Annotated in this window: 14 protein-coding genes; 8 read left to right on the top strand and 6 right to left on the bottom strand. The window is 26.9% G+C overall.

The window, feature by feature from the left end; all coding sequences use genetic code 11:
• Window positions 1-14 precede the first annotated feature (14 nt).
• Complete coding sequence (gene rpoN / locus BQ2505_RS02715; RefSeq protein WP_083232318.1) at window positions 15-1,241, top strand: RNA polymerase factor sigma-54; 1,227 nt, start codon at window positions 15-17, stop codon at window positions 1,239-1,241.
• On the opposite strand, the gene BQ2505_RS02710 is transcribed toward rpoN, so the two are convergent.
• A complete protein-coding gene (locus BQ2505_RS02710; RefSeq protein WP_074016267.1) occupies window positions 1,238-2,953 on the bottom strand; it encodes a sigma 54-interacting transcriptional regulator in 1,716 nt (571 codons plus the stop codon). The genes rpoN and BQ2505_RS02710 overlap by 4 nt on opposite strands.
• Before the next feature lie 264 nt (window positions 2,954-3,217).
• On the opposite strand from BQ2505_RS02710, the gene dpaL reads away from it, so the two are divergent.
• The 4 genes from dpaL to BQ2505_RS02690 are packed head-to-tail and all read left to right on the top strand — an operon-like array spanning window position 3,218 to window position 8,758.
• A complete protein-coding gene (dpaL, locus tag BQ2505_RS02705; RefSeq protein WP_074016266.1) occupies window positions 3,218-4,426 on the top strand; it encodes a diaminopropionate ammonia-lyase in 1,209 nt (402 codons plus the stop codon).
• 12 nt (window positions 4,427-4,438) lie between these two features.
• Window positions 4,439-5,623, top strand: coding sequence for a YgeY family selenium metabolism-linked hydrolase (locus BQ2505_RS02700; protein ID WP_074016265.1), 1,185 nt, complete (start codon window positions 4,439-4,441; stop codon window positions 5,621-5,623).
• 59 nt (window positions 5,624-5,682) lie between these two features.
• A complete protein-coding gene (locus tag BQ2505_RS02695) occupies window positions 5,683-7,155 on the top strand; it encodes a sodium:solute symporter family protein (RefSeq protein WP_074016264.1) in 1,473 nt (490 codons plus the stop codon).
• A 13-nt stretch (window positions 7,156-7,168) separates the two neighbouring features.
• Entirely contained in the window at window positions 7,169-8,758 is a 1,590-nt protein-coding gene (locus BQ2505_RS02690) for an N-acyl-D-amino-acid deacylase family protein (RefSeq protein ID WP_074016263.1), read from the top strand.
• A gap of 272 nt (window positions 8,759-9,030) precedes the next feature.
• On the opposite strand, the gene BQ2505_RS02685 is transcribed toward BQ2505_RS02690, so the two are convergent.
• The 5 genes from BQ2505_RS02685 to BQ2505_RS02665 form a co-directional block, all read right to left on the bottom strand.
• Window positions 9,031-9,540, bottom strand: coding sequence for a TetR/AcrR family transcriptional regulator (locus tag BQ2505_RS02685; protein WP_074016262.1), 510 nt, complete (start codon window positions 9,538-9,540; stop codon window positions 9,031-9,033).
• Between the two features lie 75 nt (window positions 9,541-9,615).
• The gene (locus tag BQ2505_RS02680) at window positions 9,616-10,119 is read right to left on the bottom strand and encodes a flavodoxin family protein (RefSeq protein ID WP_074016261.1); all 504 of its coding nucleotides are present in this window, start codon (window positions 10,117-10,119) and stop codon (window positions 9,616-9,618) included.
• A 214-nt stretch (window positions 10,120-10,333) separates the two neighbouring features.
• Complete coding sequence (locus tag BQ2505_RS02675; protein WP_074016260.1) at window positions 10,334-12,028, bottom strand: amino acid ABC transporter ATP-binding/permease protein; 1,695 nt, start codon at window positions 12,026-12,028, stop codon at window positions 10,334-10,336.
• On the bottom strand, window positions 12,018-13,763 hold the full coding sequence (locus tag BQ2505_RS02670) for an ABC transporter ATP-binding protein/permease (RefSeq protein ID WP_074016259.1): 1,746 nt from the start codon (window positions 13,761-13,763) through the stop codon (window positions 12,018-12,020). The genes BQ2505_RS02675 and BQ2505_RS02670 overlap by 11 nt, the downstream gene beginning before the upstream one ends.
• A gap of 284 nt (window positions 13,764-14,047) precedes the next feature.
• Window positions 14,048-14,506, bottom strand: coding sequence for a DUF2147 domain-containing protein (locus BQ2505_RS02665; RefSeq protein ID WP_074016258.1), 459 nt, complete (start codon window positions 14,504-14,506; stop codon window positions 14,048-14,050).
• Between the two features lie 249 nt (window positions 14,507-14,755).
• Here BQ2505_RS02665 and BQ2505_RS02660 point away from each other — a divergent pair, with 249 nt between their 5' ends.
• The 3 genes from BQ2505_RS02660 to ileS are packed head-to-tail and all read left to right on the top strand — an operon-like array spanning window position 14,756 to window position 22,154.
• Window positions 14,756-16,921: a Tex family protein gene (locus BQ2505_RS02660; protein WP_074016257.1), complete on the top strand. Its 2,166-nt coding sequence runs from the start codon at window positions 14,756-14,758 to the stop codon at window positions 16,919-16,921.
• Window positions 16,922-19,354, top strand: a complete 2,433-nt coding sequence (locus BQ2505_RS02655) for a sensor histidine kinase (RefSeq protein ID WP_074016256.1) — start codon at window positions 16,922-16,924, stop codon at window positions 19,352-19,354.
• Entirely contained in the window at window positions 19,347-22,154 is a 2,808-nt protein-coding gene (gene ileS / locus BQ2505_RS02650; RefSeq protein ID WP_074016255.1) for an isoleucine--tRNA ligase, read from the top strand. The genes BQ2505_RS02655 and ileS overlap by 8 nt, the downstream gene beginning before the upstream one ends.
• Window positions 22,155-22,164: the final 10 nt, after the last annotated feature.

Raw genomic sequence — 22,164 nt, 5'->3', positions numbered from 1 at the left:
AAAAGGTGAAAATTATGGATAATAAATTAGGTATTATTGAAAATCAAAAATTAATGCACTCTTTAAAATTATCACAAACAATGAGATTATCATTAAATATATTAGGAATGTCTATAATGGAAATAAATAATTTTATTCACAAAGAGTTTTTGAACGGATTAGAAAGTTTGGTTGAATTAAATTATTCTTATCAAGAAGCTAATAATGATGATGAAAAAGAAGCAGAGATTAATTATTTAACAGAAGAAAAAGATTTTTTTCAAATTTTAGAAGAACAATTATCTTATTTTAAAATTGAAAAAAAAATAAAAGAAATTTGTTTATTTATAATAAATAATTTAAATAAAAAAGGATATTTAGAATTATCAAAAATTGAAATAAAAGATATTCTGGAAATAGATGATAAAGAACTGGAAGAAGCATTTAATATAGTACATAATTTAGAACCTTATGGAACAGGTGCGTACTCATTGGAAGAATGTTTAAAAATTCAATTAAAATCTAAAGGAATTACAGATAAAAAATTAATTTTATTTGTAGAAAATTATCTTTATTTATTAGCTGATAAAAAATATAATTTGTTAAAAGAAAAATTAAATATTGATGAGGACACTTTATTTTCATACATAAGTATAATAAAATCTTTAAACCCTATTCCAAGTCGTGGGTATAGTGTTGGAAAAATAAAACAGATTATTCCAGACATTTTAGTAGAATTAAAAAAAGATGAGATATTTTACAAAATAAATAGAGAATCAATACCTCAAATAAAAGTGAAAGATAAAATTAATAATAAATATTATACTAAAATAAATGAATTAATAAATTGTATTGAAAAAAGGATAGAAACTCTTGATAAAATTATGAAAATTATTATTAGAGAACAAAAAATATTCTTTACAAGTCAAGGTAAAAAAATGAATACTTTAAAGATTTGTGATATTGCTGAAGAATTAAATTTGAGTTCTTCAACGATATCAAGAGCGATAAAAGAAAAATACGTAAAATCAGATTTTGGAATAATCTCTTTAAGAAAATTTTTTAATATAAACTCAATGGTATTTTTATATCAAGAAAAAATAGTTGAATATATTGAAAATGAAGATAGAAAATTCCCATATTCAGATCAGGAATTAGTATTTTTTTTAGAAAAAGATGGGATAAAAATAGCAAGGAGAACAGTGACCAAGTATAGGAAGAATTTAGGCTATAAAGCTGCTCATAAAAGAAGAAAATACTAAAAATTATAAAATTTTAGTTTTCTATATAATGTTGCAATCCCAATTCCTAATAATTTAGCTATAATTTTTTTAGATTCTGAGCTATTACCATAAATCTTTATAAGATTTAAAATAGCTTCTTTTTCTAATTCGTTTAAAGTTTTTATTTGGTTAGTTTTTTCTTTGTTTTCTAAAAATTTAGGAGGTAAATGTTTTAAATCAATAGTTTTTTCATCTTCTTCTACCATATTCATACAATATTCGATCGTATTCTTTAATTCTCTAATGTTACCTGGCCAAGAGTATTCCAAGAAATGTTGATAAACCTCAGCGGAAATTTCTTTTTGCTCTTTTTGAAAAGAAATATAATATTTTTTTATAAAAAACTCAACTAATATTTTTATATCTTTTTTTCTTTCTCTTAAAGGAGGAATATCAATAGGAAAAACACTTAAACGATAAAATAAGTCTTGTCTAAAATTTCCTTTTTTTACTTCTTCTTCCAAATTTTTATTAGTTGCTGTAATAATTCGAACATTAATTTGTTTTTCTGTACGAGAACCAATAGGAGTAATTTTTTTATCTTGTAAAACTCTTAATATTTTTACTTGTATTTGTAAGGGCATTTCACCTATTTCATCTAAAAAGATGGTTCCATTATTTGCTTTTTCAAAGAAACCAATTTTCCCTTTTGGATCAGCACCTGTAAAGGCACCTTTTGTATAACCAAAAAGTTCACTTTCTAATAAAGATTCAGGTATTGCACTACAATTTACTATTATAAAAGCACCATCTGAATAAGAACTCAGATCATGGATTTGTTTTGCAATAATTTCTTTTCCTGTTCCACTTTCACCAGTAATTAGAACTGAAGTATTATTTTTAGCAACTTTTGATACTTGTGAATAAATATTCTGCATTTGAGGAGATTCTAATAAAATAATTGAAGAATTTCCATGAAAACTTAAAAGATAATTTTTAAATTCTGAAATCTCTTTAAAAACAAACAGTGTTTTTGTAAGTTCTTTACTATTTTCTAGTGAAAAAGTAAAAATATCTCCTATTGCAGTAATTTCCTTTCCAGAATATAAAAAACTAAATTCTTTTTGATTTAAAAAATTTGAAGATGTTTTTAAAATAAGTTTTTCCTTGTTAGTAATATCTCCCAATATACTTTTACCTTTTTTATTAATTAATTCAATTTGATTTTTTCTATTTGTTAATATAATAATATCTTGAACTCTATTAATAATATTACTTAAAATTTCATTATCTCTTTTTAGTTGTAAATTACTAAAATATACATAAACTTTATATGAGATGAATTTTGAAATTTGCTCTAAAAATTCAATATATAAATCTTTTTTTTCTATAAAGTCATATTTTTTATTTTTTTCAAAACAAATAAGACCTATTACACCAATAACTTCTTCTTGATAAATAATAGGTGTTGAAATTTCTAATTCTTCCTTACATAATTCTTTTTTTTGACAATAAAAGCAGTGTTTTTCTTCACGAGGCTCTAAAATTATAGTTGTTTTTTTATTTTTTAAAACATGATGATATATATGGGATTCATCTTTCATATTTAATCCAACTTTTTCTTTTAGATTACCAGTACCTGCAATTCTAATAAAAGAAGAATCCATAATTTCAACATCTATATTTATAACTTTTGAAATAATTTCAGAATATTTTTTTACATCATCTAAAATAAAATTTAAAAAATTCATAATATCTTTTCCTTTTTTTGTATTTTAATATATTAATTATAACATATTTTATCATTTTGATAAACATATAGTTAAAATATTTTACATATTCTTTCTTTTTATATATAATGATAGAAAAAATATCAAAATGATAATACTTTATCAATTTGATAATAAAAAGAAATAGGTTTTTATAAAAATCCATTGATCTATTTAGAAAAATAAAAATGGCATAATTCTTGCTTATTAATATAAGCAAGAGAGAAATGAGGAGGTTATATTTATATGAAAATAATTGAATGGGTAGAAAATGATAAAGTAAAAAAAAATAAGGGAATAGTAGATGGTTTTGACAAATATTCAATAAAAAGTGTTTTAAAATTTCATCAGAGTTTACCAAAATATGAAAAAACCCCTTTAATAGATTTAAAAGAACTTGCAAAGTATTGTGGAGTAAAAAAAATATGGGTAAAAGACGAATCTAAGCGTTTTGGATTAAATGCTTTTAAAGTTCTGGGGGGCTCTTATTCAATAGGAAAATGTTTAAGTGAGATTTTAAATGAAGATATATCAAATCTTCCATTTTCCATACTAACTTCAAAAAAAATAAAAGAAAAACTAGGAGATATAACTTTTATTACAGCTACAGATGGAAATCATGGACGTGGAGTTGCTTGGATGGCAAGTCACCTTCAACAAAAATCTGTTGTTTATATGCCAAAAGGATCATCGCAAATGAGATTAAAAGCAATTCAAAATGAAGGTGCTGATGCAAGTATAACTGAGTTGAATTATGATGATGCAGTAAGATTAGCAAATAAAAGAGCGGAAGAAAATAATTGGATAATGGTTCAAGATACTGCTTGGAAAGGATATGAAAAAATTCCTCTTTGGATAATGCAAGGTTATTCGACTATTATGAGCGAGATTATAGATGAATTAGAAAAGAATAAAGAAAAGCCAACACACATATTTCTACAAGCAGGGGTTGGTTCATTTGCTGGAGCAATGCAAGCACTAGTTACTGAGATATATGGAGAAGAAAGACCGATTACAGTTATTTGTGAACCACATGGAGCAAATTGTATATATAAATCTTTTAAAGCAAATGATGGAAAACCTCATAATGTGACAGGAGATTTGAAAACTATTATGGCAGGACTTGCATGTGGGGAGCCAAATACTATAAGTTGGGAGATTTTAAGAGATTATTCTAATTTTTCTTTATCTTGTGATGATAGTATTTCGGCAAAAGGGATGAGAATTTTATCTTCTCCACTTGGTGAAGATAAGAGAATTATTTCTGGGGAATCAGGAGCAGTAGGTGTAGGTAGTTTTGTAACTCTTTATGAAAATCAAAAAGATTATAAAGAGTTATGGGAAAAATTAAATATAAATAAGGACTCATCTATTTTATGTATAAGTACAGAAGGAGATACAGATACAGAAGGTTATAGAAATGTAGTTTGGAATGGACATTATAAAAATAATTAAGGAGGAGAAGTTATGTTAACAAAAGAAAGAAAGGTAAGAGTAGTAGAGGCATTACAAAAAGCAATACAAGAAAAAAGTTATTCTGGAGAAGAAAAGGGAGTAGTCAAATATTTGGAAAAATTATTTAAAGAAATTGGATATGATGAAATTCATGTAGACCATTACGGAAATATTATTGGTTGTATTAAAGGTAAAAAAGAAGGATTAAAAATATTAATGGATGGACATATGGACACAGTTCCTGTACAAGAAGAAAAATGGAAAGAAAAACCTTTTTCTGCAGAAATAAAAGATGGGAAAATTTATGGAAGAGGAACTTCTGATATGAAAGGAGCTTTAATTTCAATGGCATTAGCTGGAGCATATTTCGCGGAAGATATGAATAAAAATTTTTCAGGTGAAATATATGTAGCAGGAATTGTACATGAAGAATGTTTTGAAGGAGTTGCTGCTAGAGAAGTTAGCAAATATGTAAAACCAGATATTGTTATTATAGGGGAAGCTTCTGAATTAAATTTAAAAATTGGTCAAAGAGGAAGAGCAGAAATTGTAGTAGAAACATTTGGAAAACCTGCTCATTCTGCAAATCCTGAAAAAGGAATAAATGCAGTTTATAAGATGATAAAACTAATAGATAAAATCAAAAAATTGCCTATGACACATCAAGACAAATTAGGATATGGAATTTTGGAATTAACTGATATAAAATCTTCACCATATCCAGGAGCTTCAGTGGTTCCTGACTATTGTAGAGCTACATATGATAGAAGACTTTTAGTTGGGGAAACTATGGAAGGGGTATTAAAGCCAATTCAAGATTGTATTAATGAGTTGAAAAAAGAAGACTTAGAATTAGAAGCAAAAGTATCTTATGCTATTGGTAAAGAAAAATGTTGGACTGGAGAAGAAATAAAAGGAGAAAGATTTTTTCCAGGATGGCTTTATGATGAAAAGGCAGATTATATTCAAAAGGCATACTCAAGTCTAAAAAAAATAGGTCAAAGTCCAATAATAACATATTATAACTTCTGTACAAATGGTTCACATTATGCAGGAGAGGCTAAAATACACACAATAGGATATGGACCATCAAAAGAAAATTTAGCTCATGTCATAGATGAATATGTTGAAGTTGAACAAATAGAAAAAGTAACAGAAGGATACTATGCAATATTGGATGGATATTTAGGAAAATAAAAATTTATAAAACTTAGGAAGTTTAACTTTAATTTTATTGGAAACGAGGAGGAGACTTTATGAATAGAACACAAGTGATAGCTCTAATAATTATTTTGATATATATGGGAGCAACGGTTCTTATTGGACTTATTGCTTCTAAAAGAAAAGAAGAAGAGAAACAAAGTAATGATGACTTCTTAATGGCCGGTAAATCACTTGGACCAGTTGTATTGGCAGGAACTTTATTTGCAGCGAATACAGGTGGTGCAAGTACAACTGGGATTGCAACCAATGTTTTTAAATATGGTTTGTCAGCTTCATGGTATGTTATAGCAGGAGGAATTGGTTTTATTCTTGTATCTTTTATAGCTCCATATTTTAGAAGAGCACAGGCTAATACAGTTCCAGAAATTATAAGTAAGAGGTATGGGAAAGCATCACATATTTTTACAGCATTTACTTCGATATTAGCATTATTTATGGCAACAGGGGCTCAAATAATTGCAACAGCATCCATTATAAATGTTGTTACTGGTTTTAATTTTAAAACAGCTGCAATAGTTAGTACAATAGTAGTTATTATTTATACTATGTTTGGAGGTTTTAAATCTGTTACTGCTGCTAATTTAATGCACGTAATATTTATTACTATTGGAATGACAATAGCAATGTTTATAATGGTAAATAACAAAGCTGTTGGAGGTTTTCAAATTTTATTTGAAAAAGCTAAAAATATACATGATATTGATGGAAATGATATGAATTTTTTAAGTATGACTAAAATAGGAGCAACAACAATTTTAGGTTATATAGCAATGTATTTTATGACTTTTCCAACTGGACAAGAAATAGTTCAAACATATTGTTCAGCTAAAGATGGAAAATCAGCTAAAATAGGTTCTGTCCTTGCGGGGTTTGTGTCAGCGATATATGCGATAGTTCCTGCTATTATAGGACTTTTAGCTTATGTTTGTATTGATGGCTATATATTAGAAGGTGCTCAAAAAAATGCTTTAGCTCAAGCAACTATAACATTTGCACCTCCAGTTGTAGCAGGTATTGTGTTAGCAGCAATAGTTGCTGCTACAATGAGTAGTGCTTCTGGAAATATGATTGGAACAGCAACTATGTTTACGAATGATATTTTTACACCATATATAAATAAAGGAATAAAAGATGATAAAAAAGAAATATGGATTTCTAAAATAGCAATGTTTGTAGTGGGTGTAGCTGGACTATTTATAGCGCTTGAAGCAAGTAATGTAATTAGTGTTATGATGGGTGCTTTTGCACTAAGAAGTGCAGGTCCATTTGCAGCTTTTATTTGTGGAATATTTTATAAAAATGTTACTAAAAGAGCAGGATTTTTATCTATTATTGCAGGAACAATAGTAGCAGCAATATGGATTTATATTTTAAAAACTCCTTGGGGATTAAATGCAATGGTTCCAGGGGGAATTGTGGCATTCATAGTAATATTTGTAGGTTCTTATATTGAAAGAAAAATGGGAGTTGAAGCAGCTCCTGAAATAGAATTTGAAAATATATAAGGAGGTAAGATATATGTCTACTATTTTAATAAAAAATGGAACTTTAATTGATGGAAGTGGAAGTAAGAGATATTTGGCTGATATTTTAATAGAAAATGAAAAAATAAAAAAAATAGGTAATTTAAATATTAAAGCAGATAAAATAATTGATGCTTTTAGGAAAATAGTTTCTCCTGGTTTTATTGATACACATAGTCATTCAGATTTAAAAGTTTTAATTGAACCATTCGTAGAACCTAAAATTAGACAAGGAATTACAACAGAAATTTTAGGACAAGATGGCATCTCTATGGCACCTCTTCCTGAGAAATATGTTAGCTCTTGGAGAAAAAATTTGGCTGGATTAGATGGTGATAGTGATGAATTAAATTGGGATTGGAATGATACAAATGGCTATCTTAATTTAATTTCAAAAACAGGTTCTGGACCGAATGAGTTATATTTAGTACCACATGGAAATATAAGAATGGAAGCTATGGGATTAGAGGCAAGAAAAGCAACAAAAGAAGAATTAGAAAAAATGAAAGAAATAACTAGAAGAGAAATGGAAGCAGGGGTAGCTGGACTTTCGACAGGTCTTATTTATATACCTTGTGCTTATGCAGAAACAGAAGAATTAATAGAAATTTGTAAAGTAGCCGCTGAGTATGGGAGACCTTTAGTTATACATCAAAGAAGTGAAGCAGACACTATGGTAGAATCCATGCAAGAAGTTATTAGGATAGCAAAAGAGAGCGGAGTAAAAATACATTTTTCACATTTTAAAATATGTGGACAAAAAAATTGGAAATTAATAGATCCAGTAATAGCTTTATTAGATAAATGTAGAGAAGAAGGAATAAATGTTTCCTATGATCAGTATCCATATGTAGCAGGAAGTACAATGTTAGGGGTAATTTTACCACCTTGGGCACATGCTGGTGGAACAGATAAATTAATAGAAAGATTAAAAGATAAAGATTTACGTGAAAAAATGAAAGAAGATATTATAAAAGGTATCCCAGGTTGGGACAATTTTATAGATTTCGCTGGGTTTGATGGAATTTATGTAACATCTGTAAAAACAAATAAAAATCAAGATTGTATTGGTAAAAATTTAACTGAAATTGCCGAAATGAGAGGCAAAGAAAAATTTGATGCTGTATTTGACTTACTAATGGAAGAAGAAAATGCAGTTGGTATGTATGATTATTATGGAAAAGATGAACATGTGGTTACTTTTATGAGAAGACCAGAAAGTAATGTTTGTACGGATGGGTTATTAGGTGGAAAGCCTCATCCAAGAGTATATGGGTCTTTTCCAAGAGTTTTGGGAAAATTTGTTCGAGAGATGCAAACAATGTCTTTAGAAGAAGCCATTTATAAAATGACACACAAACCGGCATTAACTTTTAAAATAGATAATAGAGGTTTATTGAAAGAAGATTATTTTGCAGATATAGTAATTTTTGATGAGAACAAAATCATAGATAAAGGAACTTTTATTGATCCAACTCAATTTCCAGATGGAATAGATTATGTATTGGTAAATGGAAAAGTAGCAGTAAATGAAGGAAAATCGACAAATAAGTTAAACGGAAAAGTAATAAGAGTTACAAAATGAAATATAATGTAATAATAAAATTTTTAAGCTTAATCAAACAATAATTATTTTTTAGAACTTAAGCTTTTAAAATTTAAAACAAGCTAATAATAGTATAAAGCCTACAAAATATTTACTATATACTGATTATAGAAATTATTTTATAGGCTTTTTATTTTTTTATAGAAAAGTATAAATTAAATAGTTAAAATTAATCTCTGCCGTTCGTATTAGTTTGAAGAGTCTGTGTTTGTTCAGCTCGAAGAACTTATATGGATGTCAAGAGATTTTATTTATTTTTTTCTGAATTCCATTATATATTTTTTATGTTTAGCAATGAGCTCTAAGATTTGTATTTTTGAAAATTTTCTTTTATTTGTATTTAAAACTAAAGTAGCAAGTTCTGAAAATTGAGAGAATATAGAAGATCTATTTTCGCCTTTTCTTAAATTTTCCTTAATCTCTTTTAATTTTTTTTGAAGTTTAATATCACTGTTTTCATTTATTTCTAATTTACTTGCCATTCTTGAAATAAGAGAATCAAAATTGGTATCAGTACTATATAATTTTTGTTCACAAATTTCACAACCACAATTTTCTTCAAGTAAATGTTCTTCAATTTTCTGATACAAATCTTTTTTTAAATCATCTAAACTTAAATATACAGAATAAATAGGAGCAACTGAACTATGAAGTTCATTAGCTATTTTCTTTGCAGTAATAGCAGAAGTACCTTCTTTTTTAAATAAATTTATAGCTGCTTCTAGTATCATTTCCTTTGTGTACTCGGTTCGTCTAGCCATAAAAAAACTCCTTTCGTAAAGAACTTCTATATTTTCATTTTATCCTATTTTTTTGATTTTATCAATATTCTTTTATTAAAAATTTTTATTTATAAAATCTTCGATAAGCGAAAAATCTGAATCGTTAGGATGAGATTGAGCTTCATCTATTATTTCCTTAATATTAGGAACAAATTTGTGGATTATATTTAGAGGGAATTTTGTAAATTTTTCTTTTAGGTCATCAGAAACTTTTCCTCTAGCTAAAACCCCGTCAATAAAATTATTTTTCTTTGAGCATAATTTACTTAAATTATTAAAACATTTTTTTGCATGGTCAGAAGATAGGGAAGCGGCTAAAGTTCCTATAAAATAAAGTTTTTTATCAACTAAAGAGTTGATAAATTTTTTTGCTTTAGCATCAGCAGTAGCTTTGTCTATCCAAGTTCCAATAATTATATTATCATATTCATCTAGATTTATAGTTTCAATCTCTTCGATAGGAACTATATTTTTTTCGTCTTTTAGAAATTCAAAAGCTTTTTCACACACAAGTTTTGTATTTCCTGTTTGTGAAGAATAAATTATTAAAGTTTTCATTTTTAAATCCTCCTTGAAATAGTTAGTTTTTAATTCTATAAGAAAATATAAATAAAGTTTCTGACGTTGGTATTAGTTCGAAGAGCCTGTGTTTATTGAGCTCGCAGAACTCATACGGCTATCAAGAGACTAATTTTTATATTAAATTTATTACTTTCCTATAGAATAAAATAAAATATTAAAAAATTAATATCTAATATCTGTTTATTTATTACTATATTTTAAAAATTTCATTACAAATAGAAAGTGTAGATTCTCTATGAGAGACTAAAATAACAGTTTTATCTTTAGCTTCTTCAGCAAGTGATTTTAAGATAATAGCTTCGTTTAAAATATCTAAATTAGAAGTCGGCTCATCTAATAAGAAAAATTCTCTATTAGCTAAGAATGCTCTAGCAAGTCCAATTCTTTGCCTTTCTCCACCAGAAAAATTCCTTCCACTTTCTTCTACAACAGTATCTAATTTATTAGGTAAAGATATTACATAATCATAGAACGAAGCTTTTTTAAGAGCTATATATATTTCTTCATCAGTAGCATCTGGTTTAGCTACAAGTAAGTTATCTCTAATATTTCCAATAAAAAGATTAGTACTTTGTGTCATATAATTAAATTTTTTATGTAATTGATTTAAAGGAATATCTTTTATATTATTACTATCTAAAATAATCTCTCCAGAAGTTATATCCCAAAATCTCATAATTAATTTAAGTAAAGTAGATTTTCCACAACCACTTTCTCCCATTATACCGGTTATCTTACCTTTTTTTATTTTTAAAGAAAAATCTTTTAAAATATCTCTTGAGTTTTCATTATATGAAAAAGAAATATTGTTAATAGAAATAATATCAACACCATTTTTTAAAACATAATTGAAATTATTAGAAACATTTTCGTTACTATCAATGATAGGTTTTTCTATCATTAAATCCAATACTCTTTCACCAGAAGCAAAAGTTTGAGCTAAGATATTTCCTAGAGCAGCAAGATTAATATATGGAGCAAAGCTACCAATTTGTAAAACACCTGCAAGTATAGCAACTTCTTTTGTTAGAATAGAATTTTTTATTAAATAGCAACTTAGTAAAATTTGAATAGTAGAAAGAAAAATAATAGCAGAATCAGCCATCATTTGAACTTCAGCCATTTTATTTCTCAAATCTTTTTGATTTTTACCTAAAGAAGAAGTAATTTCATCTATTTTTTTCTTTGTTAATAAACCTTGAGAATATTGTATTATTTCTCTAATTCCTTTTAATTTATCCAAAAATTCATCATTAAGAGATCCTAATTTTTTCCTAATTTCAATACCTGCTTTTGAAGATCTTTTATGAGCAATGTAAGGTATAATAATTCCTACAATTATTTGGCAAAATAGCATATAAAGAGCATAGATAAAATGCAAATTATAGAAGTATACAAATAAGAAGATACTTGTAAAAAATGCAATAATAATTGGAGAAATAGTATGAGCATAAAAAACTTCTAAAAGTTCGATATCAGCAGTTAAAATAGATATAAGATTACCTTGATCTTTAGTTTCCATTTTAGCAGGAGCTAATTTTCTCATAACTTTAAATAGCTTTACTCTAATATCAGCAAGTATATGAAAAGCTATGTAATGATTGGTAAATTGTTCTAAGTAATGTAGGATAGCTCTAAAAAATCCACAAAAAATCATAGCATAGAAATATGTTTGAGTAGAAAAAGAACCACCAACAACATTTTTTAAAGTATCTTTTGTTGCAGGGATAACAGATAATATGGCATAAGCTCCAAAAAGACTTATCCCAAATGAAAATAAGAAACCAATAACACCAGTTGAAACAGCTATTGTCATTTTAGACCAAAGAGAGCTTAATAATTTTATTAAATTATACATAATATTAAAAGCAGATCTATTTTTCATTCTTTTCACCTCTCTTTGATAAATAAGTTTCTAAGACTTCTTGATTTTTATACATTTCAGAATATAATCCATTTTTTTCATAAAGTTCTTGATGTTTACCATATTCTATAATTCTACCTTTATCCATAGCATATATACAGTCAGCATTTTTGATAGCTGATAATCTATGGCTAATATAAATTATAGTTTTAGTTTTTGCTAAATTATGAATAATATTTAAAATAATTTCTTCTGATTCAATATCAATATTTGATGTTGCTTCATCGAATATGTAAACTGAAGCATCATACAATAATGCTCTTGCAAGAGCAACTCTTTGAGCTTGTCCACCAGATAAATTTTTCCCTTGGCTTTTTAATATAGAATCTAGTCCTCTATCTTTTTCAAAAATAGACCAAAGTTTTACAGTTTTTAAAACTTCAATCATTTTTTCATCTGGAATATCAACTTGTCCCATTGCTAAATTTTCTCTAACAGTAGAAGCAAAAATATGAGAATCATGAGTAATTTTTAAAATATTTTTTATTAAATCTTCGCTTTTAATTTCTGTGATATCAATACCATCAATAAAAATTTTATTTCTAGGAACTTTTTGTTCGCCAGATAGAATTGAAACTAAAGTGGATTTTCCACAACCAGAATGCCCAACTATTGCTGTTAGAGAGTTCTTTTTAAAATTCAAACTAATATCTTTTAAAGCTAAAGTTCCATCAGTATAAGAAAAATCCAAGTTACTAATTTTAATTTCATTATTGTTTTTAAAATTAGAATTTCCATTACTTTGCTTTTCAGGAGCATCTAAAAATTTACTAATATTTTCAGCCGCAGTAACTCCAGTCATTGCGACATGAAATAGAGCTGTTAGACTTCTCATTGGAATAAAAAATTCAGGAGCTAACATAAAAATAAATAGCATAGAGAATAAACTTATACTTCCATTCAAATAAAATTTTATTGAATAAATGATAGACAAGATAGTTCCACCGTAAATAACCCAATTTATAAGAGCAATAGATAGCAATTGCATTTTTAAAACTTTCATAGTTTCTATTCTAAATTCTTCTGACATTCTAGCTATTTCTTTTTCTCTTTGCTCATCTGTTCCATAAAGTTTTAGAGTAGTAAGTCCTTGTAAACTATCCAAAAATAAAGTTCCAACATTCATATACTTTGAGAAGTATTTTCTCTGAACTTTTTTTACTTTATTTAAAATAACATAAAGTAAAAAAGGAATAAATAATGAGAATAACAATAAAATTAAAGCAATTTTAACATTAAAAAATGCTATTGGTATAAACAAGATGAAGCTAGAGAAAACACAATAATAAAATTGAGTAAGAAATCCTCCAAAATAAACTTCAAGTTGTTCAACATTGTCAACAGAAAGATGTATTAACTCTTGTGTTTTAAATAATTGGCTATATCCTAAACCTAATTTTAAAACTTTTTCAAAAATTATCTTTCTTAAATTTCTTTTTACATCAACAACTAAATCTCCTAGGAGATGGGAAACTTTTATTGTTGAGAACTGTCTTATTGCAATAAGAACAATAATTGCAAAAACAATGTAGATATAATTAAATGAAAAATTTTTATCTATAATACTATTAAGTAAAAATGCAATTATTGAGTAGAAAATTATATTAGCAATAAGTTTGACACAAGATAATGCGGTTGTTATAGAAATATATTTTTTTATATTTCCAGAAAAGTCATAAAGTCTTTTATCAATCATAACTAAATCCTTTCTATAAAAATATTTTATATTTTAGAGTATAGAATGTTATTTTATTTGTCAATAAAAAATTTTGACTTTGAAAATTAATTTTATAAAAATTATAATATTGAAAAAATAAAAAAAACTAGATTAACTTAAAATCTAGTTTTTTTTTATTTATAAGGAAAGTATAAAATTAAATAATGAAAATTAGTCTCGGACGTCCGTATTAGTTCGAAGAGCCTGTGTTCATTGAGCTCGTAGAACTCATACGGCTGTCAAGAGACTTTATTTAATTTTATCTAGTTATATCTTTTCCAAATTTGTTTTTTACCTATAAGTCCACTCTTATCAATAGAACCTTTTACTGTTAAAGTATTATCTTTATTTAGTTTCATATAACTGTGGTAAACTTTTCCATTTTCAGGGTTATAGATATTACCATTTTCATATTTATCATCAGTAGCATTGTAATCAAAATTATAGACAAAATCAATTCCGATAAGTTTTCTGTTTTTTAAAGATTTATCTTTATTGTTTAAATCCATTTTTTCTTGACCTTTAAATTCACCGTCTGGATAAGTAGGAATAGTCATATTTTTAATTCTTCCATTATATTTATCTTTATTTTTGTAAATTTCAACTATAAGTTGATTTCCACTAGCTCCTTTTTCAGTAATCCAAAGTCCAACTATACTATCTTCACTAGCAAATGATACAGCTGATAGTAATAAGACTAATATAAAAATAAGTTTTTTCATAAATTTCAACTCCTTTGTTTTTTTATATAATAACATCTGTTATTTTATTTGTAAAGAGCTTTTTCTTATTTCATAGGAAAGTATAAATTTAATATGAAAATTAGTTTCCGACATCCGTATTACTCTGGAGAGCATTTCGGTGAGCTCGGAAGAGTCATACGGCTATCAGGAGACATTTTTGTATACTATAAAATAAACAAAAAAAATGATATAATAAAAAAGACATAAAATTTAAATAAGGGGAAAGTTATGGAAAAAATTTTTATTAATGTAGCTGAAGAATTAAAAATACCTGTAGACAAAATTGAAAGTACGATGAAACTTTTGGATGAAGGTGCAACAATACCTTTTGTTGCTAGATATAGAAAGGAAGTTACAGGAAATCTAGATGAAGTCCAAATCGGAAATATTTTACAAAAAGTGGAATATTTGAGAAATCTTGAAGAGAGAAAAGAAGAAGTAATAAGACTTATTGAAGAACAAGGTAAATTGACAGACGAAATTAAGAAAAATATTGAAGAAGCAAAAATTTTACAAGAAGTAGAAGACATATATTTTCCATATAGAAAGAAGAAAAAAACAAAAGCAGATATAGCAAAAGAAAGAGGTTTAGAACCATTATCAGAAAAATTTTATTCATTAAATAATTTAGAAGAAATAGAAATTGCTGCAAAAGACTTTATTACTGAGGAAGTTCTTACTGTTGAAGAAGCAATAGAAGGAGCAATGCTTATTATAGCTCAAAATATTTCTGAAAAAGCTGAATATAGAGAAAAAATTAGAGAAATATATTTAAAGGTCTCTATGATAGATTCAAAAGCTAGTAAAAAAGCTGGAGAATTAGATGAAAAAAAGGTTTATACAGATTATTATGAGTATCAAGAAAAAATAAGTAAAATGCCATCTCATAGAATATTGGCAGTAAATAGAGGAGAAAAAGAAGACATACTTACAGTTCATTTATCATTGGAAGATGGTGATAGAGATAGAGTTGAAAAAATGATAATCAAAGAATTTCCAAAAAATGAATTGGAAGAAACATATAAGAGTATTATAAAGGATTCATTAGATAGATTGATACTTCCATCAATAGAAAGAGAAGTTAGAAATATATTGACAGAAAGAGCTGAATTAGAGTCAATAGATGTATTCAAAGATAATTTGAAAAACTTATTATTACAAGCTCCACTAAAAGAAAAAAATGTTTTAGCATTGGATCCTGGATATAGAACAGGTTGTAAGGTAGCAGTTATAGATAAATTTGGTTTTTATAGAGAAAATACAGTTTTTTATTTGGTTGAAGCCATGCATAATCCAAAGCAAATACAAGATGCAAAGGATAAATTTGTAAAATTAGTTAAAAAATATGACATAGATATAGTTTCTATAGGTAACGGAACAGCTTCAAGAGAAACAGAAACTTTTGTAGCTAATTTGATAAAAGAAGAAAAATTAAATATAAAATATCTTATAGTAAATGAAGCAGGAGCATCAGTTTATTCAGCTTCAAAAATAGCAGCAGAGGAATTTCCGGATTTAGATGTTACTGTTAGAGGGGCAATTTCAATAGGTAGAAGAATACAAGATCCTTTAGCAGAGCTTGTAAAAATTGATCCAAAATCTATTGGTGTAGGAATGTATCAACATGATGTTAATCAATCTAAATTAGATGAGTCTTTAGACAATGTTATAAGTCATGTTGTAAATAATGTTGGAGCAAATATAAATACAGCTTCTTGGGCATTATTATCACATATATCTGGAATAAAGAAGACAGTTGCAAAGAATATTGTTGAATATAGAAAAGAAAATGGAAACTTTAAAAATAGAAAAGAAATTTTAAAAGTAAAAGGTGTAGGTCCTAAAGCTTATGAACAAATGGCAGGATTTTTAGTAATTCCAGAAGGGGAAAACATATTGGATAATACAGTTATTCACCCAGAGTCTTATCATATAGGAGAACATATCTTAGAGAAAATCGGATTTAATCTTCAAAAATATAATGATGATTTAAAAGAAGCTAGAGAAAGATTAAAATCTTTTGACTATACAAAATTTGCTCAAGAAAACTCTTATGGATTAGAGACAGTAAAAGATGTGTATGAAGCTTTATTAAAAGATAGAAGAGACCCAAGAGATGATTTTGAAAAACCACTTTTAAAATCAGATATTTTAAATATTGATAATTTAGAAATTGGAATGGAACTTGAGGGAACAGTTAGAAATGTTGTTAAATTTGGAGCATTCATAGACATTGGTTTAAAAAATGATGCTCTATTACATATATCAGAAATATCTGATAAATATATAGATGATCCGAGCAAAGTTTTATCAGTTGGACAAATTATAAAAGTAAAGATAAAAGAAGTTGATAAGGAAAGAGGAAGAGTAGGCTTAACTAAGAAGGGGAACTAGATGTTTATAAAAAAAGACTCTTTATTGCTAAGAATAATTTCATACAATGGTATTGCTATAATAATGATATCTATTGTTATGGCACTGTTGTTTGGAATAATGATTTTTAATGAATTAAATATGAGACTTTTGGATAAATCAAGGGAAAGAACTTTATTAGTGAATAAGGCATATCTTTCTTTAATTGAAAAAACAAAAGAAACACTTAATGATGTTTCTAACGATGCTATAAATTTGGTGTTGGTGGATAGTAATGATGAATTTATTAAAAACAAGTTAGCAGATGTAATAAAAAATCAATTGAATGTGGATTCTTATTCTTTATATAACAAAAGTTATATTCAAGTACTTTCTTCTAAAAATTTAATTTTAGGTGAAAGTGGAGACAGAGAAATAAAGTATGATTTATACTTAGCTAATAATATCAATCCAAGCCTATCAACATTAGAAAATGTAAAATATGAATTTTTAGGAACAAAAAATGATTTATATGTGAGGATAATTTATCCGTACAGAGTATATAAATCTCATGAAAGAAATTATATTGTACTGACTTTACCTTTAAAAAATTATAGTCTCTCTAAAGTAAAAGAATATGCTTATTTATCAGATGAAGATAAAATATTTTTTACAACAAAAGAGGGAAAATCATATGGAGAGTTATATTTAGAAAAACCTTTAGATTTTTTTAAAAATTTTAAATTTAATAAGGTTGCGAGAGAGTTATCTAGTGATAAATACTATTTCTCAGAAAAAAAAGTTGGTGGAAATAACTACTATCTAGGAATGTTAGCTTTAAAAAACAGTGATAATACTTATATAGGAAATATAGGTGTAGCAATTTCAAAGAGTAGTTCTATAGCTATAAAATATATGCTTGCAACCATGATACTTGCTGTTTGTTTATTATCAGTAGTAATAAGTACAACATTATGTGCAAGAATATTTGCTAGGTTATTAAGACCTTTGATGCTAATTGCGGATAAAACTAGTGAAATAGGAATTTATAATAATTTAAAGAAAGACTATGACTATGAAGTTAATTTTGATGGAGAGAACATTTTTGAGATTAGATCTATATCAAACTCCTTAAAAAATATGGCAAAAAGAATAGAAGAAAATGAAACGTTATTAAGAGAGAATAATAATAAATTAAATTTTAACTTAAACAGGATTATTACAATTGAAAATATTTTAATAGGAGTAGATATTAATAAAAACTTTATAGAGAGTATAGAGCAAATATTACATGCTATGACTTCAGAAGTAGGTCTAGGTTATAGTAGAGCAATATATATGCATTATGATAAAGAGAGAAACGAGCTTACGGCAAAAAATTATTCTGTGAATGCACACATAGTTTCTAATATAGAGAAATATACTCAAGGTATAAGTGGTTTTAAATTTCAATTGAAAGATATAGAAAATATGTTACCTTTATTAAATGTTAAGTATGAACCCGGAGGAATTTTTTGGGAAAGTATGAACAGTAGAAAAATAATTTATCATAACGATAAAGGATTTAAGTATACTTTTGGGAATAAACTTTTTAAAGCACTAGGGCTAAGAAATTTTATGGTGTTACCAATAGCTGATAAAGAAATAAAAGTAGGTTGTATAATAGTAGATTATTTTGGAAGAGATCGAACGATATCAGAAGAAGAAGTTGAATTGAATGCTTTATTGTTAATGAATTTTTTGATAAGAGTTAAAAATAATATGTTGGAAGAAGATAAACTTATGAAAGAAAGATATTTAACTATGACTAAGATTTCTAGTAAATTTATTTCAAATAATAAGAATTTAATCAATAATGTAGAAACTTTTATTGAAAAAATTAAAAATAATAGATATAATAGTAAAGATATAGATAAAATTATTCGCTATGTTAGAGATGAAAAAAAGAGAAATGTTGTTCTCAATTATTCTGTGAATAATAATACCAACAATTTTAGACCTTTCAATCTTGAAAGATTGATTGATAAAATTGTGAAAAACAGCGATAGAATTTTACGAAAATATGGGATAAATATTTCTGTATTTGTAGATTTCTCAGGAGAAATTTATGGAGATAAGAAAAAAATATATCAATTGTTTTTACAAATTTTAAGAAACTCTATAAACTCTATTTTAGTTAGAAATAAATTAGATAAAAAAATAAATATTATAGTTATTACTGACAAAGACAATAGGGTTATAATAGATATAGTGGATAATGGTATTGGAATGACTGAAGAAGAAGTTAATGGACTTATGAAACCATATACTGAAACAGAAAATAGAGTTAAAAATATAATGGGTATGGGTCTTATAACTATTTATAAAATAGTTAAAGAGCATAAGGGTTTAGTAAGTATAACTTCAGAATTAGATGTTGGAACAAAAGTAAGAATAATTTTTAACAAATATAGGGAGGAAAAAATAAATGAGTAGTGAAAAAGAATACACAAGTACACTTCATTTGCCAAAAACAGACTTTCAAATGAAAGCTAATTTACCAAACAAGGAGCCAAAGTATATTAAGAAATGGACAGACGAAAAAATTTACGAAAAAGGTTTGGAAAAAAACAAAGATAGAGGGGATTTTATATTACATGATGGACCTCCTTATGCAAACGGAAATACACATATAGGACATGCTTTAAATAAAATATTAAAAGATATCATTTTAAAATATAAAACTTTTAGAGGATTTAGATCACCTTATGTTCCTGGTTGGGATACACATGGACTACCAATAGAATTAAAAGTTGTAGAAAAATTAGGAGTTGCTAAAGCTAGAGAAATGTCAGCTTTAGATATAAGAAAATTATGTGAAGAATATGCTAGAAAATGGGTAGAAGTTCAAAAAGAGCAATTTATAAGACTAGGAGTTTTAGGAGATTGGAATAATCCTTATCTAACTCTTGATCCTAGATTCGAAGCTAAACAATTAGAATTATTTGGTGAAATATATGACAATGGATATATATTTAAAGGATTAAAACCAGTTTATTGGTCTCCTGTAACTGAAACAGCTTTAGCTGAAGCAGAAATAGAATATCATGATCATACATCTCCATCTATATATGTAAAAATGAAAGCTAATAAGGATTTGTTAGAAAAAATTGGCTTTGCTGATGAAAATACATACATGGTAATATGGACAACAACTCCATGGACATTGCCAGCAAATGTGGCTATATGTTTAAATGAAAATTTTGAATACGGAGTTTACAAAACAGCTAATTGCAATTTAATACTTGCTAAAGAATTGGCAGAAATAGCTTTCAAAGAAATTGGAATAGAAAATGCTGAACTTGTAGCAGAGTTTACAGGAAAAGATATAGAAAATACTTCTTATCAACATCCTTTCTTAGAAAGAACAGGATATATTATTTTAGGAGATCACGTTACAGCTGATGCAGGTACAGGTTGTGTACATACTGCTCCAGGGCATGGACAAGATGACTATGTTGTTGGAATAAGATATAAATTACCAGTAATTTCTCCAATAGATAATAGAGGATATTTAACAGATGAAGCAGGAGATTTATTTAAAGGCTTATTCTATACAGAAGCTAACAAAGCAATAATAGCTCATTTAACTGAAACAGGACATTTATTAAAAATGAAAGAGATAAGCCACTCATATCCTCATGACTGGAGATCAAAAACTCCGGTTATATTCAGAGCTACTGAACAATGGTTCATTAGAATGGAAGGTGGAGATTTAAGAGAAAAAACTTTAAAAGCTATAAATGAAATAAACTTTATACCATCTTGGGGAAGAAATAGAATAGGATCTATGATGGAAACAAGACCTGACTGGTGTATCTCAAGACAAAGAGTTTGGGGGGTTCCAATTCCTATATTCTATAACGATGAGACAGGTGAAGAAATATTCCATAGAGAAATATTAGACCATATCTGTGATATGGTAAGAGTTGAAGGTTCAAATGTTTGGGTAGCAAAAACTCCTGAAGAATTAATTGGAGAAGAATTATTAGGAAAATATAACTTAAAAAATGTAAAATTGAGAAAAGAAACAAATATAATGGACGTTTGGTTTGATTCAGGAAGTAGCCATAGAGGAGTTTTAGAAGTTTGGGAAGGATTGCATAGACCATGTGATTTATACCTTGAAGGTTCAGACCAACATAGAGGATGGTTCCATACATCTTTATTAACATCTGTTGCATCTACAGGAGATTCTCCATATAAAAATGTTTTAACTCATGGATTTGTTAACGATGGAGAAGGAAAGAAAATGTCTAAATCATTAGGAAATACAGTTTCTCCTGATGATGTAATAAAAGTTTATGGAGCAGATATTTTAAGACTTTGGTGTGGATCAGTTGACTATAGAGATGATGTTAGAATATCTGATAATATAGTTAAACAAATGTCTGAAGCATATAGAAGAATAAGAAATACAGCTAGATATATTTTAGGAAATACTTATGATTTCAATCCAAAAACAGATAAAGTAGCATATAAAGATATGCTTGAAATAGATAAATGGGCTTTAAACAAATTAGAAGTATTGAAAAGAAGTGTAACTGCAAATTATGATAAATATGAGTTCTATAATTTATTCCAAGAAATTCATTATTTTGCAGCAATAGATATGTCAGCATTTTATCTAGATATAATAAAAGATAGATTATATACTGAAAAGAAGGAATCTGTTGCAAGAAGAGCTGCTCAAACAGTTATGCATGAAGTATTAATGACATTAACAAAAATGATAGCTCCAATTTTATCATTTACTGCTGAAGAAATTTGGGAAAATTTACCAGTTGAAACAAGAGATGAAGAGTCTGTATTCTTAGTTGATTGGTATGAAAATAATGATGAATACTTAAATCCTGAATTAGATGAAAAATGGCAACAAATTATAAAATTAAGAAAAGAAGTAAATAAAAAATTAGAAAAAGCAAGACAAGGAGAAAATAAAATTATCGGAAACTCTCTAGATGCAAAAGTAAGTCTTTTCTCAAAAGATTCATCTTTACAAGAATTTATGAAGTCTGATGTATCATTGCTAGAAACAGTTTTTATAGTTTCTAAAGTTGAAATAGTAGAAAGTACAGACGAAAACTTTACTAAAGCTGAAGAAGTGGAAGGATTAGAAATAAAAATTACTCGTGCTGAAGGAGAAAAATGTGAAAGATGTTGGAAGTATGATAATTTAGGAGTTGATGCAGAACATCCAACACTTTGCCCAAGATGTACAGAAGTCTTGAAATAGGGAGAAAAGA

It is taken from the genome of Fusobacterium massiliense, from assembly GCF_900095705.1.
Taxonomy (GTDB): domain Bacteria; phylum Fusobacteriota; class Fusobacteriia; order Fusobacteriales; family Fusobacteriaceae; genus Fusobacterium; species Fusobacterium massiliense.
Note: the sequence above shows the minus strand (reverse complement) of the source record. Positions and strands in the feature narration are given on the sequence as shown.